18 protein-coding genes are annotated in these 14146 nt (G+C 38.3%); 8 read left to right on the top strand and 10 right to left on the bottom strand.

All coding sequences use genetic code 11. The annotated features are described in order from the left end of the window. Positions 1-16: 16 nt before the first annotated feature. Positions 17-1009, bottom strand: coding sequence for a M23 family metallopeptidase (locus ACFQZ1_RS00490; RefSeq protein WP_377880144.1), 993 nt, complete (start codon positions 1007-1009; stop codon positions 17-19). 189 nt (positions 1010-1198) lie between these two features. Between ACFQZ1_RS00490 and lipA the strand changes: the two genes are divergently transcribed. Further along, positions 1199-2095: a lipoyl synthase gene (gene lipA, locus ACFQZ1_RS00485; RefSeq protein ID WP_377880143.1), complete on the top strand. Its 897-nt coding sequence runs from the start codon at positions 1199-1201 to the stop codon at positions 2093-2095. An 86-nt stretch (positions 2096-2181) separates the two neighbouring features. Further along, a complete protein-coding gene (locus tag ACFQZ1_RS00480) occupies positions 2182-2511 on the top strand; it encodes a DMT family transporter (RefSeq protein ID WP_377880142.1) in 330 nt (109 codons plus the stop codon). Between the two features lie 25 nt (positions 2512-2536). On the opposite strand, the gene ACFQZ1_RS00475 is transcribed toward ACFQZ1_RS00480, so the two are convergent. The 4 genes from ACFQZ1_RS00475 to ACFQZ1_RS00460 all read right to left on the bottom strand — a co-directional run bounded on the left by ACFQZ1_RS00475 (position 2537) and on the right by ACFQZ1_RS00460 (position 5376). Further along, a complete protein-coding gene (locus ACFQZ1_RS00475; RefSeq protein WP_377880141.1) occupies positions 2537-3004 on the bottom strand; it encodes a YbaK/EbsC family protein in 468 nt (155 codons plus the stop codon). 112 nt (positions 3005-3116) lie between these two features. Next, on the bottom strand, positions 3117-3695 hold the full coding sequence (locus ACFQZ1_RS00470) for a histidine phosphatase family protein (protein WP_377880140.1): 579 nt from the start codon (positions 3693-3695) through the stop codon (positions 3117-3119). A gap of 122 nt (positions 3696-3817) precedes the next feature. Beyond that, positions 3818-4594 carry a YhfC family intramembrane metalloprotease gene (locus tag ACFQZ1_RS00465; protein WP_377880139.1) on the bottom strand — a complete coding sequence of 259 codons (777 nt, stop codon included), beginning with the start codon at positions 4592-4594 and terminating at the stop codon, positions 3818-3820. A 209-nt stretch (positions 4595-4803) separates the two neighbouring features. After that, positions 4804-5376 (bottom strand): YhcN/YlaJ family sporulation lipoprotein, encoded by a 573-nt coding sequence (locus tag ACFQZ1_RS00460; protein WP_377880272.1) that lies wholly within the window; start codon positions 5374-5376, stop codon positions 4804-4806. A gap of 383 nt (positions 5377-5759) precedes the next feature. Between ACFQZ1_RS00460 and ACFQZ1_RS00455 the strand changes: the two genes are divergently transcribed. Continuing rightward, positions 5760-6062 (top strand): YutD family protein, encoded by a 303-nt coding sequence (locus tag ACFQZ1_RS00455; protein ID WP_377880138.1) that lies wholly within the window; start codon positions 5760-5762, stop codon positions 6060-6062. Between the two features lie 54 nt (positions 6063-6116). Here the strand turns inward: ACFQZ1_RS00455 and ACFQZ1_RS00450 are convergent, their stop codons facing one another. The 3 genes from ACFQZ1_RS00450 to glpX form a co-directional block, all read right to left on the bottom strand. Then, positions 6117-6617: an RNA-binding S4 domain-containing protein gene (locus tag ACFQZ1_RS00450; RefSeq protein WP_377880137.1), complete on the bottom strand. Its 501-nt coding sequence runs from the start codon at positions 6615-6617 to the stop codon at positions 6117-6119. A 370-nt stretch (positions 6618-6987) separates the two neighbouring features. Further along, on the bottom strand, positions 6988-7254 hold the full coding sequence (locus ACFQZ1_RS00445) for a DUF3055 domain-containing protein (protein ID WP_377880136.1): 267 nt from the start codon (positions 7252-7254) through the stop codon (positions 6988-6990). A gap of 15 nt (positions 7255-7269) precedes the next feature. Beyond that, positions 7270-8241, bottom strand: a complete 972-nt coding sequence (gene glpX / locus ACFQZ1_RS00440) for a class II fructose-bisphosphatase (protein ID WP_377880135.1) — start codon at positions 8239-8241, stop codon at positions 7270-7272. Positions 8242-8389: 148 nt separating this feature from the next. On the opposite strand from glpX, the gene hepT reads away from it, so the two are divergent. The 4 genes from hepT to ACFQZ1_RS00420 all read left to right on the top strand — a co-directional run bounded on the left by hepT (position 8390) and on the right by ACFQZ1_RS00420 (position 12227). Next, positions 8390-8830, top strand: a complete 441-nt coding sequence (gene hepT, locus ACFQZ1_RS00435; protein WP_098308800.1) for a type VII toxin-antitoxin system HepT family RNase toxin — start codon at positions 8390-8392, stop codon at positions 8828-8830. Between the two features lie 217 nt (positions 8831-9047). Further along, a complete protein-coding gene (locus tag ACFQZ1_RS00430; RefSeq protein ID WP_377880134.1) occupies positions 9048-9683 on the top strand; it encodes a helix-turn-helix transcriptional regulator in 636 nt (211 codons plus the stop codon). Between the two features lie 92 nt (positions 9684-9775). Next, positions 9776-10540 (top strand): TIGR01457 family HAD-type hydrolase, encoded by a 765-nt coding sequence (locus tag ACFQZ1_RS00425; RefSeq protein WP_377880133.1) that lies wholly within the window; start codon positions 9776-9778, stop codon positions 10538-10540. 325 nt (positions 10541-10865) lie between these two features. Next, positions 10866-12227: an MFS transporter gene (locus tag ACFQZ1_RS00420; RefSeq protein ID WP_377880271.1), complete on the top strand. Its 1362-nt coding sequence runs from the start codon at positions 10866-10868 to the stop codon at positions 12225-12227. A gap of 72 nt (positions 12228-12299) precedes the next feature. Here ACFQZ1_RS00420 and ACFQZ1_RS00415 read toward each other — a convergent pair whose 3' ends face one another. Continuing rightward, the gene (locus ACFQZ1_RS00415; protein WP_377880132.1) at positions 12300-12881 is read right to left on the bottom strand and encodes an NAD(P)H-dependent oxidoreductase; all 582 of its coding nucleotides are present in this window, start codon (positions 12879-12881) and stop codon (positions 12300-12302) included. Between the two features lie 182 nt (positions 12882-13063). On the opposite strand from ACFQZ1_RS00415, the gene ACFQZ1_RS00410 reads away from it, so the two are divergent. Continuing rightward, positions 13064-13552 (top strand): GNAT family N-acetyltransferase, encoded by a 489-nt coding sequence (locus tag ACFQZ1_RS00410; RefSeq protein ID WP_377880131.1) that lies wholly within the window; start codon positions 13064-13066, stop codon positions 13550-13552. Between the two features lie 41 nt (positions 13553-13593). Here the strand turns inward: ACFQZ1_RS00410 and ACFQZ1_RS00405 are convergent, their stop codons facing one another. Continuing rightward, on the bottom strand, positions 13594-14085 hold the full coding sequence (locus ACFQZ1_RS00405) for a phosphatidylglycerophosphatase A family protein (protein WP_377880130.1): 492 nt from the start codon (positions 14083-14085) through the stop codon (positions 13594-13596). Positions 14086-14146 lie beyond the last annotated feature (61 nt).

The following is a 14146-nucleotide window of genomic DNA, read 5'->3' as shown; positions in this document are numbered from 1 at the left end:
TAGCATTAAACTGCGATTATTTTTTTGAATTCATTCGCTCTTTTCGCTCCCATAAGCTTAAATGCATATATGGATCAAACGCCCATTCTATATAGCCGTTATCTTTATACAATCCAAAATGCAAGTGAGGCGGAAACTTGCCAGCTGTCCCAGGAGGACCATAACCAGTGCTGCCGACAAATCCAATAACAGTTCCAGGTTCAACGATTTGTCCAAGCTGTATTTCTTTTGAAAATCCGCCTAAGTGTGCGTAGTAATGATAATTGTTATATAGGTCGCGAATACCAATGCGCCAGCCGCCAAGACGATTCCATCCTTTCGTTTCAATGATGCCATAGCAAGTAGAACGAACAGGTACACCATAGCCGGCGAAAATATCTGTGCCTTCATGCATACGGCGTCCGCCAAAGCTTCGTTTAGCGCCAAATGTACTACGGTAACTATGATCGCTGCGAATCGGCAGAGGAAAGGCGTTACCTTCTAAATTAATTCGATCGTAATGTTTGTACATACGAACATAACCTAATATTAACTCTACTGTTTTAGATCGCTGATAATATTCCCACAACATAATTTTTAACTGTTCTCGATTTGTCCCGCGTTTTCCTAATATAGTAGCCATTGTATAGAGAACATCTTGCTCATTATTTGCGTCTGCCAATCCATCTTTGTTTCCGTCTAACCCCATGCCTCCAAATAAGGAGATTGTATACGGTTTCGTATCATGAGGGTCTGGATTTGCTGGCCCGGACCATACTTCTGGTTTGAAGTAAATAGAGATAATAGCATCTGGCTTCTTAGGAATGTCACGGCGAACAGCACGGATATTTCGCTCGTATTGATCGATGGCAGCAAAGTAGTACCATGGAATATGGAAGACTGTCTCTATTTCTTTGTATAATGTCATTCGCTTCATATATATGTCTTCTTGATTGTTTTCTTGTCCATACACAATGTTTGTTTGGAGAAGAAAACAGATAGAAAGCAGAAGGAAAAATTTTCGATGCACGGCAGTAAGCTCCTTTCGAAATCACTACCTTTAGTGTGGGATATACACGATATTTCATTATAAGTAATAATTGGAAGGAATTCTTTGAATCTTCATTTGAGCAAATCGCTTTCATACGATAAAATAGATATGTTACATTGAAAGAAGCGAACATGGTAAACTATTTTATATTGTGCGGAGTTGATGAACATGACAAAACAAACAGAATATATTCGCAAGCCCGAGTGGTTGAAAATTAAATTAAACACGAATGAAAACTATACAGGCTTAAAGAAAATGATGCGTTCTAAGAACCTTCATACAGTTTGTGAAGAGGCGAAGTGTCCGAATATTCATGAATGCTGGGCTGTTCGTAAAACAGCAACATTTATGATTTTAGGTGCAGTTTGTACACGCGCATGCCGTTTCTGTGCGGTTAAAACAGGCTTACCAACAGAGCTTGATCTACAAGAGCCAGAACGCGTAGCAGATTCTGTAGAACAAATGGGCTTAAAACACGTTGTTATAACAGCAGTTGCACGTGATGATTTGAAAGACGGAGGAGCAGCTGTTTTTGCTGAAACAGTGCGCGCGGTTCGTCGCAAAAATCCATTTACGTCTATTGAAGTTTTACCATCTGATATGGGTGGAGTAGAAGAGAATTTAAAAATGTTAATGGATGCACGTCCGGATATTTTAAACCATAACATTGAAACAGTACGTCGATTATCTGACCGAGTTCGCGCTAGAGCAAAATATGATCGTTCTCTAGAATTTTTACGTCGTGCAAAAGAAATGCAGCCTGACATTCCGACAAAATCAAGCATCATGGTAGGACTTGGGGAAACAAAAGAAGACCTTATTGAAGCAATGGATGACTTGCGTGCAAACAACGTTAATATTTTAACGCTTGGTCAATATTTGCAACCATCTAAAAAGCATTTACCAGTTATTAAGTATTACACACCAGCAGAATTTGCAGAGCTAAAAGAAATTGCACTTAGCAAAGGATTTAGTCACTGCGAGGCTGGTCCGCTTGTACGTTCTTCTTACCATGCAGATGAGCAAGTACAATCTGCAAGAGAAAATACAGTAGAAGCAAAATAATGAGAAAAAATCCTTCTTAGTGAATCAACTAAGGGGGATTTTTTTATGAAGAATATTGTAGAAATAATAAAGGAGGGAGGAATTTCATGAAAGGATTTGTTTTTTTAGCGATTGCAATTGTGAGTGAAGTATTTGGGACAACGATGCTGAAGTTGTCAGACGGATTTACGAAAGTATGGCCAAGTATCGGTGTTGTTCTTGGTTTTGCATCTGCATTTTACTTTTTATCACAAACACTGCAATATCTTCAAATTAGCACCGCTTATGCGATTTGGTCCGGAGTTGGTACAGCGCTAACGGCATTAATTGGTGTTCTCATTTGGAAGGATGCTTTTACATGGCAAACATTTGTAGGTTTAGTCCTTATTATTGGTGGAGTTGTTGTATTAAATATGTCGAGTTCGGGTGCACATTAAAAAAGAGCTGGAAGTGTCAGCTCTTTTATCTGTATTCTAGTATGGTATTTCCACATGTGGATAAAATTTTACGTAATTCTTCTGTGGATAAAGAAATCGTAAATTCAGGAACACCAGGTGAAATCAGTATTTTTTCATATTCATAAATAGAAGAATCCACAATAATTGTTATATCCTCTGTATAACCAAAAGGAGCAACACATCCTGGAATACATCCTGTTTTTTCTCTTAGTTCATCAGGTGAACAAGGAGAGATGCGTGTACCAATCATATCTTTCAGTTGCTTCATATCAAGGCGAGTTCCTTCTAACGTAAAAAAGACATAGTAAGCACCGGATTTTGTTTTCATAAAGAGGCTTTTACTTGGTGCGCCTTCTAGACCGAGACGTTCTCGAACGATTCGATCTGTTTCATAATCTAGAACTGGTTCATGTTCAAATTTTTCATATAAAACATTTGTTTCATGCAGTAACGAGATGACTTCTTCGTACATCGTAATACAGACTCCTTTCTCTTCGCTTTTATAGTTCTAATGTTTTCATTCAATTTTCATATGTGAAATATTCCCCGTTGGTGCACAGTAAATATGCCCTGATTTAAGGTTATCAGTGGCTAACGTAGTGATCTTCAAATTGTTTTTTCCACAATCTGTGGATAGTCGTTGCATGTTTTTCTAATGTAATTTCGTATACATCTGGATTGCTTAAGCTTTTCCATGTGGAAAATCCGATACTTTCGTCAAAAATTCTTAAGATTAGTGTGAATAAGTTACCGTGTGTAACGAGCAGCGTTACTTCTTGCTCTTGATGTTGCAATATGCTGTGGATAAGTGGTTGTACTCGTTCTGTCGCTTGGCGCGTCGATTCTCCTCCAGGAAAGGCGACATCGATTTCTGTAAATGTTTGTTCTAGTATTTGTAACCAATTATCTAGCGGTATATCACTTAATATACGTTCAGCTAGTCGATCATCTTCTTGGATAGGAAGCTGTACTTGTGACGCATAAGGTGCAATCGAATGAACAGCACGAGCGAATGGACTCGAGATAATTTTTTCGATAGGAAGTTGTTCTGTGATAAGAAAATTTGCAAGAGTTTTTGCTTGCTGCTGGCCTGCTGCTGTAAGTGGTGCATCATGTTCTTGCCCGGTGGCAGCGCAATGACGGACAACAATTAATTTTTTCAAAATGTATCCCTCACTTATGAATAGACGAATTTGTACGTACTTCGACAAATAGAGTGAGGAATCCTCTTTTTTCTAATTATTGGGAAGTGGCGAGTTCAAAATAAAAGCTAAGCCGATTCGGCTTAGCTTGCATGTTCTGCTAGGAATTTTGTTTTCATTTTACGAATTAAGATGTAAGCACCAATACCAAACAGTACCATAAGTCCTTCTATTACAAATAAATGGATGAGTCCACGTTGGTAGAGTGCTGCGAAAAAGTCAATAAATGCATGAAGGAATACTGCCAGCCCTATAAATATGTATTTCTTATATTTTACAGCATATAAGACGAGCATTGTAAGAGCAATTTGCATGATAAAAGCAACGAGCCGCTCTACTGCACCAAATAAGTAGAAGTAAGGTGGATTATGTAGTAATGCGTCTTGGACAGCGCTAAGCTGTGGGATTTTCTCAATCATTTTAGCGAAGGTTCCATTATTAATGGAGAGAGCAAACATAAGACTTTGCAATCCGACAGTTGCCCCGATTAATAATGATTCGATTCCTCCGTGACCGATTCCATAAGCAAGGCCGTCTTTATACTCCTGGTATTTCTTAAGTAAATAGAAAAAGGCGATAAAACGTGCCAGTTCTTCAAATATACCCGCTGTTAACCCGCCATATATGGCATATACAAATGGATTTTTTAATAGCTCAGCTGTTGTTGGATTTCCAAATACAAAGACATGTAACGTTTTCTCTAAAATTTGTGAGAATCCGATAAAAAATACAAGCCCGACACCGACAATTTTGAAAGAGATTCTATATTTCTTTCGACAGTAAACGAGAACAATAATTGGGATAAGAACAGAAAGAGCAATTTGCACAATCATACTTCCAATTGCTGCATTTGAAACCATAAAGTTCACCACTTTTCACTAGTTTATAGCCTTATTATACATTGATTGGAAAATTTTTTTCAAAAAATAACCCAAAGGGAGGAAGTGCAGGAAGTGTTTCACTACATGAAAACGTGTGCAGCATATTCAAACTTAGACTCGAGCTTTGCCCTTTATGTTCTTGAATCCGGGATAAAAATAGTGAAATAACCTGAGAGTGTGTTCTCAGGTTATTTCATTGTATTAGGGAGCGTATTATTTTGCGTATTACTTAAATGCGGATTTTTGCTCATTTCATGCTTGAGCATATCAACTGTTTGTGCATATTCTTTATCGTTTAATGTGCCAGATTTCAGTCCTTGAATTTGGGATATTAATTTTTGTTCTGTTGATACATATGCTTTGTAATAGCGGGGAACTATAGACAGTGCTGTTTTTTGTACTTGATCAGCAACTAAATCTGGATTTGTCGTGTTTGCTCGGTATACAACAAACACTTCATCATCTGTTACAAGTGTTGCTGCATTCATGACATCGGGTAGTTTCACAGTTAAATCTGTAATCATTTCTGCTAATCGTTCCTTGTTAATTGTACCAACTTGGCGATTGGATACTTCATCTTTTTGTTTTTGAGAATAGCCGACTTTTGTCAGTGTGTCGTTTGGCACGTCTTTCCCGTATATGTCTCTATGCGCAGACAAGAGTACGCGGCTTCCTTCTTCCTTTTTCATTTCCGCTTTGTTTGTTTGGCATCCAGCAAAGATGGAAAGAGTGAGAAGGGATAAGAACAGTTGTTTTTTCATCATTGTTTCCTCCTTATTGGCTCGCTATTTGCGGGCGGTAATACCCCCACCTCAAAATTCGATGAAAGCATTGTCCAGCTCTAGCGGCTAGAATCTCCGGTCGTTTCGCCTCCCTCGGACGAGGCAAAAAGCGCCTCTCTGCCTTGGGCGCGGGCGTCCTGCGATTCTGAGCGAGCCGCTTCCGCTTTTCTAAAGAAGATAGGTGGGAGATAACTGTCCGTAAGAACCAGATTGGTTTAACTAACCTTTTGGAGAAAAACGCTCCAAAGGGAAGTGTCACTCTATAGCATTTCCCATTTAGGGGGTTTTTTGTATTTGAAATTGTTGGTTTTGTGGCTTTATGATACGATAAAAAGAAGAAAGAATAGGAAAGGGAATGGAAGATGGAGCAGAAGCAGGAGAGTCGCACTACAGTTTACGTGAATAATATCCACTATGAAGTAATACAAGAACATCGAAATGGATTTAATGAAGAAGCATTTAAAGCTCGCTACGCAGAAATTTTAAATAAATATGATTATATCGTGGGTGATTGGGGCTATGATCAGCTTCGACTGCGCGGATTCTTTGATGATAGCAACCAGCGTGCAACGTATGATACGAAAATTAGTACGTTATCGGAATATTTATACGAGTATTGTAATTTTGGATGTGCATACTTTGTACTGCGAAAAGTGAAGAAGTAAAAGAATTCCTCTTACACCGTTGTAAGAGGAATTTTTTTAACATTGTTATATCAATTACAGGTATATAGAAATACAATCGCCAGCAGAAAGTTTGGCATTTGGTTTAATGTGTTGACCGTTTAAATGAATAGAGCCGTCTTTAATTTTCCCCGTAATCACTGTTCGGCTCCAGTCTGAAATGTAGCTTGCAAGTGCTTTATCGATGCGAAACGAACCGTGCACAAATTTTAATAAAATAGTTAATTGCGTTGTTCCTGCATTTTTATAGAGCATCATTGAAGTGGCGTTTAATGTTTCTTGGCGTTCTTCTTGAGGCATATCGATTGTTTCAACATGTTCAGAATACGTTTTATAAATGTGTAATTTCTTATTCCATGTATGTCCTTTTTCGCATTTGTAAATCGCAAAACGATAAATGTTTTTACCATTCGCGTTATGTCTACGAATATGTGTATCAGTAAAAAGAGCTGTATGACCACAGTTTTTACAATGTTTTTCTACAGTTGCTTCTAATTCTGCCTTATATAAATTCCAAGAAAGTTGTACGTTCTGCATTTTCCTTCACCTCGTATTTAGATAAAGGAACGTGAGACATCTATTTGGATGTCTTGCAGTATGAAATATAGAAAAAAGAGAAAAATAAAAGAAGGTTCCCCTGTGAGGAACCTTCGTAACAATCATACTACAGATGTGCTACGTTCCTTTGTAATGGGAATTGGGCAGACTACTCCCTTGAAAAAAGCGTTGTGCTTTTTTGAGAGTAATACTATCCAGTTGCTGATCCATTACAAAGTATATGTTGGCATACGTAGTGTAATATCCTTTCTATCCAAATAGATTTGTCGTTAGTATATCACAGTAAACTGAAAATTAAAAATAAATAGCGCAAAAAATTACCAGCTTTGTTGCAAGCTGGTAATTGGGATTACATCAGTTCAAATAAAAATGAACGTAATTCTTCTGCATTTTCTTCAGAAACAGAAAATGCATGTTCTAAGTAGCCAGGTTCTTCTAAGTCGTCACGACCGATAATGGCAAATTTATTGCGCTGCATATCTAGGACGATTGTTTTGCCATAATGACGGTCAGAATACAAAAGCGCTAAATCGTGGCGCTCGTTTTCTCCCATAAAGCTTACGAAGCGCGTTTTTGTTTCTACTGTATCATCATAAAGAAAAAAGCGTTCTTCCATGAACATGACTCCTTTTTAAATATCTAAATTTAAGTGTGGTTTATGATCTAAATGGTGGTGCGTTTTAATAAAGCGCACTGTTCGCGTTTTATAACGCATAACGATTGAATATGTTTCTGCTAAATCTCCGCCAAGGAATTTCACACCATCTAATAACTCGCCAGCAGATACACCTGTTGCTGAGAAGATTGCGTCATCACCGGATACTAAATCATCTAGCATAAGAAGTTGACGTGGGTCTTCTAAGCCCATTGCAAGGCAACGTGCTTCTTCTTCTTCATTCATTGGAACGAGACGTGCTTGCATCTCTCCGCCAAGACATTTAAGTGCTGCAGCAGAAATAACGCCTTCCGGAGCACCGCCAGTACCGATAAATAAGTCGATACCTGTTCCAGGAAGAGCTGTTGCGATAGATGCCCCAACATCACCGTCACCGAATAATTTTACACGTGCACCTTTTGCACGAACTCGATCGATAATGTCTTGATGACGTTCACGCTCTTGTATGATAACTGTTAAGTCGCGAATTTTTTTATTGTTTGCTTTTGCTACAATTTCAATAGTCTTTTCGATTGGATCATCTAAGCTGATTTTACCAGCTGCATTTGGGCCAACCGCAATTTTTTCCATGTACATATCAGGAGCGTGTAGAAGGTTTCCTTTATCAGCGATAGCGATAACAGCCATTGCGTTTGCAAGACCTTTTGCTACGATATTTGTTCCTTCTAATGGATCAACGGCGATATCTACTTCTGGACCGTTTCCTGTTCCAAGCTTTTCACCGATGTAAAGCATCGGTGCTTCATCAAGTTCCCCTTCTCCAATTACAACAGTACCTGCCATGTTAACAGAGTCAAACATCGTACGCATTGCAGTCGTTGCAGCATCATCTGCTTCATTTTTCTTACCGCGGCCCATCCATTGTGCTGATGCAAGGGCTGCTGCTTCTGTTACACGGACAATTTCTAGTGCGAGTTCACGTTCCAAGGTGTCATTCCCCCAATTCCGAAAATCATACACGTATAACTATAACAAAGAAAGAGAAAAAGGTGAATTCGAAAAATTGTCGATTTTTTTTGAATAAAGGGGTACAATTGGGAATGAAAATGCTTTAATTTCCAGGTAGGTGACATATATGTACTTTGTAGACCGTAAAAAAATTGAACAAATGTTACAGTGTTTAGAGAAAGTTGTTGCAGCATTTCAAACAAAACAAGAATACCGCGGAGCGCTTGATGAATATGCATTAGAGCGCATGGCACATCTTATGATTGATTGTATTTTAGACGTAGGCAATGCCATGATTGATGGATTTATTATGCGTGATCCAGGTAGTTATGAAGATATTATTGATATTTTAATGGACGAAAAGGTTGTTACAAATGAAGAAGGAGAACGTTTAAAAGAAGTCGTTCGTCTTCGTAAAATGATTGTACAAGAGTATGTAAATATGAACCATACAGAAGTGTATGATACGGTTCAAAAACATATTGATATGATTAAACAGTATCCTGCTAATATTCGCCGTTATTTGGAGCAAGAACTTGGTCCTGTATCTGCATTTGCAGGAGAGTAAAATGAAACTTTCATTAGTGGAGGTTGACCCCCATTGATGGAAAGCTCTTACCAGGCAGGCGCATACCAGTAGTCAGTCCCCACCTCTCTTCTTTGTTTTCTCACAATCTTGAGGTGGGGGTTTTACTGCCTGCGAATAAGGGATGAATTCATGTGGCTCTAATGGACAATGATGTACTTTGCTCATTAAAGTTTGTTAAAGGGAAGAAGGTAGAAAAATGGGGGAAGCAGCACGTTCTACAAAAGAAGAAATTATTCAACTTTTGAAAGTAAGGGGAGAACAAACTGTTGCGGTGTTAGCGGAAGCATTGCAAATTACGGAGATGGCAGTGCGTCGTCATGTAAGCAGGCTTGAAAAGGAAGAGCTGATTGAAGCGAAGATGGTACGCCAACATGTCGGAAGACCGATGTATGTTTATAGTTTAAGTACAAAAGGGGAAGACTTGTTTCCGAAACAATATAAGCAGTTTGCAATCGAAATGCTAGAAGACTTGCTGCATATTGGCGATGAGGAACTCGTTAAGAAGCTTTTAAGGGCACGTACGAACCGTATGGAAGAACAATTAGCAAACCGTATAAATCGAAAAGAAACAACAGTAGAGCGATTAAAAGAAATTGCAGTTGTGCAAGAGAAAAATGGTTATATGGTGTGCATACAACAAGAAAGTGAACATTCCTTCCTATTACAAAAGCAAAATTGTCCGTTAATAGAGGTAGCTGAAAAGTTTCCGCAAATTTGTCATGATGAGAAAAACATGTATGATACACTTTTGCCAGATGCTGATGTGAAAGTATTATCTAGTATGTGTGATGGGGATTGCTTCTGTTCGTATCAAATAAAAGAAAAAAAATGAACATTATAGGACGCTTTTTGAAAAAGCGTTTTTTTATTTTGAAAAAGAGGATACGATAAGAAGAGAGTATGTATCAAGAAGGAGTGGCACCTATGTATAAAGGCTATTTAATCGACTTAGATGGAACAATGTATCGAGGCGAAGAACGAATTGAAGAGGCAAGTGATTTTATAAAAGCGCTGCAAGAACGTAACTTACCATATTTATTTGTTACGAACAACTCAACGCGTAAACCAGAGCAAGTTGCAGACAAGCTTTTGCAGTTTGATATTCCAGCTAGCTCAGAGCAAGTATTTACGACAAGTATGGCAACGGCGAATTTTATATATGAAAGAAAGCAAAATGCTTCTGTATATATGATTGGAGAAGAGGGCTTACGTGATGCCCTTGTGGAAAAAGGATTCACACTTGTGGATAGTAATCCGGACTTTGTCGTTGTTGGATTAGATCGTGAAATTACATATGAAAAGCTAGCAAAAGCATGCTTAGCCGTTCGAAATGGGGCAACATTCATTTCAACAAACGGTGATATTGCGATTCCAACAGAACGCGGCTTATTACCAGGGAACGGTTCTTTAACATCTGTTGTAGCGGTATCCACAACTGTAAATCCAATCTTCATTGGTAAACCAGAATCCATTATTATGGAACAGGCTCTAAAAGTGCTTGGTACAACAAAAGAAGAAACGTTAATGGTTGGGGATAACTACGATACAGACATTTTAGCTGGTATGAATGCGGGGATGGATACACTTCTTGTCCACACAGGAGTCACATCTGTGGAAAAATTAACAGAATATGATGTGCAACCGACGCACGTTGTCCACAGTTTGACAGAGTGGATTGAAAAGATGTAAGAAGAGATAGGCAATCGTAAAAGGTTGCCTATTTTTTTATAACAAAAAAATTCGTTCTGGTGATGTATATGGTCGAATTGTGTGAGGTTTTATTCCTTCCTTGCTGAACAGGTGAATGGTATAATATGGAACAAATGTGATGAGGAGGCGTATTTATGAAGTGCACAAAAATGATGGGGGTACAAATTTAGGGGGAAAACGCATCATTTACCCTATAAACTGCGTGGTTCCCCTTTAATATGGGGGTATCATCCTAGTGGAAAAAGATTTACAAGAATTAAAGAATAGTAATGTAACAACTACAGCAACCGATTTACCGAATTATGTGTTTACTGATGTGAAGAAGGCTTTTTTATGGCTTGGCTTTCTTGCTTTCTTCAGCGTATTGAACGAAATGGTTTTTAATGTAGTTTTACCTGATATCGCGAAAGACCTTGGTATATCACCGTCTTTGGCTAACTGGGTAAATACAAGTTTTATGCTTTCATTTGCTATTGGGTCAATCACGTACGGAACAATAAGTGATAAATATGGTGTGAAGAAATTACTTGTTTTCGGTCTGCTAGCTTATAGTGGTGGGTCACTTTTAGGTGTGTTGGCACATTCTAATTTTTTTGCTGTAATTGCTGCGCGTTTTATTCAAGGTGTTGGTGCATCAGCAGTGCCAGCGCTTATTATGGTAATCGTGGCACGCTACGTGAAATCAGAGAATCGTGGTAAAGCATTTGGTATAATCGGCTCGTTGGTAGCTATGGGAGAAGGAATAGGTCCAGCCCTTGGCGGGGTAATTGCCCATTATGTACAATGGTCATTTCTTTTTATGATTCCCATGTTAACACTTTTCACTATCCCTTTTTTTCTAAAAGAACTTCCTAATGAATCCACAAAGGGAGAGAGGGTAGATACTTGGGGATTAGCGTTACTGTCCTGTGGGATTGTCACATTTACTATATATACAGCGCAATATAACTGGTTGTATTTGGCGATTAGTTCTGTGTTGTTTGCAGGATTCGTTTTTCATATACACAAGGCTGAATCGCCTTTTATAGAACCACGATTATTTATAAATCGAAAGTTCATATTGGGAGTTCTAACTGCTTGTATTCTGCTAGGTACTGTGGCAGGTTGTATATCAATGATCCCTTATATGATGAGAGGTGTACACCAGCTATCTGCAAGTATGATTGGGTGGATCATATTTCCGGGAACTATGAGTGTAATGTTATTCGGTATAGTTGGTGGTAACCTAGTTGATAAACGAGGAACTACATTTGTTCTATGGCTGGGCTCATCTTTCATTATTGTGAGCTTTTTTATTATTTCATTATTTGCAGATCAAACACCATGGTTAGTTTCAGGTATGTTAATTCTAATGTTTGGTGGACTTTCCTTCGTTAAAACAGTAATTTCTACGAGTGTTGCGGATGCTCTGGAGCCGAAGGAAATCGGTGCAGGTATGGGATTTCTCAGCTTCGCCTGCTTCTTAGCAGAGGGATTAGGGATGGCTATTGTTGGTGGGCTGTTAACAAAACATATTCTAGACTATCCGTTACTTTCCACTACACAAAATGCTAAAGCGTACTTGTATAGTAATTTACTACTCGTTTTTATTGTTACCATATTAATTGGGGCAACCATTTATACAGTAGCTTATAGTCGAAGGGATAAAAGGATACAAAAGAGTTAGAGGAGATTTTGCAAAGATATATCTAAAATTATTGGAGACTACAAAATCCACCTTCACAAGGTGGATTTTTCGTTAAAATAAACGATTTACAAGTTCCTTTACTTCTTCAAGGTATTGTTTTCTTGTCTCATTATCCACAGAAGGAACACTCGTATAGAAAGCGTGCTCTACTGTTTCGATACCAGTAAAATCAAAAATACCTGCATCAGTTGTTTTCTTCATTGCCTCAAACATGCCGCTTGCATCATAATTTTCTTTCGAATTGCCCATTGTGGATAATAGTAGCCCTTTTTTGCCTGTTAAAAATTTATCAACGCCATTTGGACCGTATGTAAAAGCAAATCCTTGGCTAAATACACGTTCTACATACCCTTTTAAGATAGCAGGAAGACCTGTCCACCAAACTGGATAAATAAATGTGATGACATCTGCCCACGTAATATGTTCTTGTTCTGCCTGAATATCAGCCGGTGTATTTCCTTGTGAAAATGAAATGAAATCATTGGCAGCTAATACAGGATTGAAGTTTATCGCATATAGATCGCGAACACGTACTTCGTGTCCTTTTTCTTGCAACTGTCCTTGAAGTGTCTCTAAAATTGCATGGTTAAAGCTTTGTGGATTCGGGTGTGCATAAACGATTAAATGTTTCATTACAAATCCTCCTGTCTGTGGATATGTTAGTAGTATGTTCAAAGTGTGAATAAAACATATTCTGTAACAATTGTAGTTACATTGTATTGAGAAGTCAAAGAAGACGCTTTTTACAGATTGAGAAACAGGGGTTTTACTAGCGTGAGCGAATATGTACAAGGAAAGAGAAGGTGAACGTACAAATGAACATTCATACACTTATGTTAGAAGAAGCGAAAGATATAAATGTATGGCAATATGATGCGCCGTATGAATTATATAGTTTTACCGGAGCGTCTGAAACGCTGGAGGAATTGTTGGACGGTACATATTATGGTGTTTGTAATGAGCGTAATGAACTCATCGGTTATTTTTGTTTTGGGGATAATGCGCGAGTGCCGGGCGGAAAAGATGCAAAGTTATACACAGGTGAGTGTGTTGTGGATATTGGACTTGGAATGAAACCGACGTTAACTGGAAAGGGGTTGGGGATATCTTTTTTACAAGCTGGACTGCAGTTTGCGAAAGAGCAATTTAGACCAGAGAAAATTCGTTTAAGTGTTGCAGCTTTTAATGAACGTGCCATTCATCTGTATATGAAAGCAGGTTTTCAAAAGAAGGTTTCTTTCATGAGCAGGGGAAGGGAATTTTTGCTTATGGAGTATGACGCAGCGGAATGTGAAAACCAATAAGAAAAACCAGCTTAAAGAAGCTGGTTTTTCTTATTGGTTTATTATTCAGAATGTGCAGCTCTATGCGCTAAACGACTTGATGCAGCAGCGGCAATCGCTCCGACGATATCATCAAGGAATGTATGAACTTTACCTGTTGATTTGTCATTTAAATATTCTAAAATACCTGGTTTTAATTTATCGATATAACCAAAGTTTGTGAAACCGATTGAACCGTATACGTTGACGATAGATAAGGCAACCACTTCGTCTACACCGTATAATCCTTCGTCACGACGGATGATGTCTTGAAGAGGTGCACTTAACAATCCTTTTTCAGCAAGGACGTCCAGCTCAATTCCTGTAATGAGTGCATTTTGTACTTCGCGTTTGGATAAGACGCGTTCTACGTTATAACGGCACTCTTCCATTGCTAAATTGGGATGATATTTTTTTTGAAGAAAATGAACGAGTTCTGCAATATCGTCAATTGTTACACCGCGTTCTTGTAGTAATTGTAATGCTCTTTCTTGTAGTTCATTTCGTTGTGTCATAATTATCACCTTTTTTTCTTTTTAATATTGTATACGTATAGGTGTACTATGTGCATAGGAA

The organism is Bacillus sp. CGMCC 1.60114, assembly GCF_042676365.1.
Classification (GTDB): domain Bacteria; phylum Bacillota; class Bacilli; order Bacillales; family Bacillaceae_G; genus Bacillus_A; species Bacillus_A rhizoplanae_A.
This window is presented reverse-complemented; position numbering and strand designations above follow the sequence as displayed.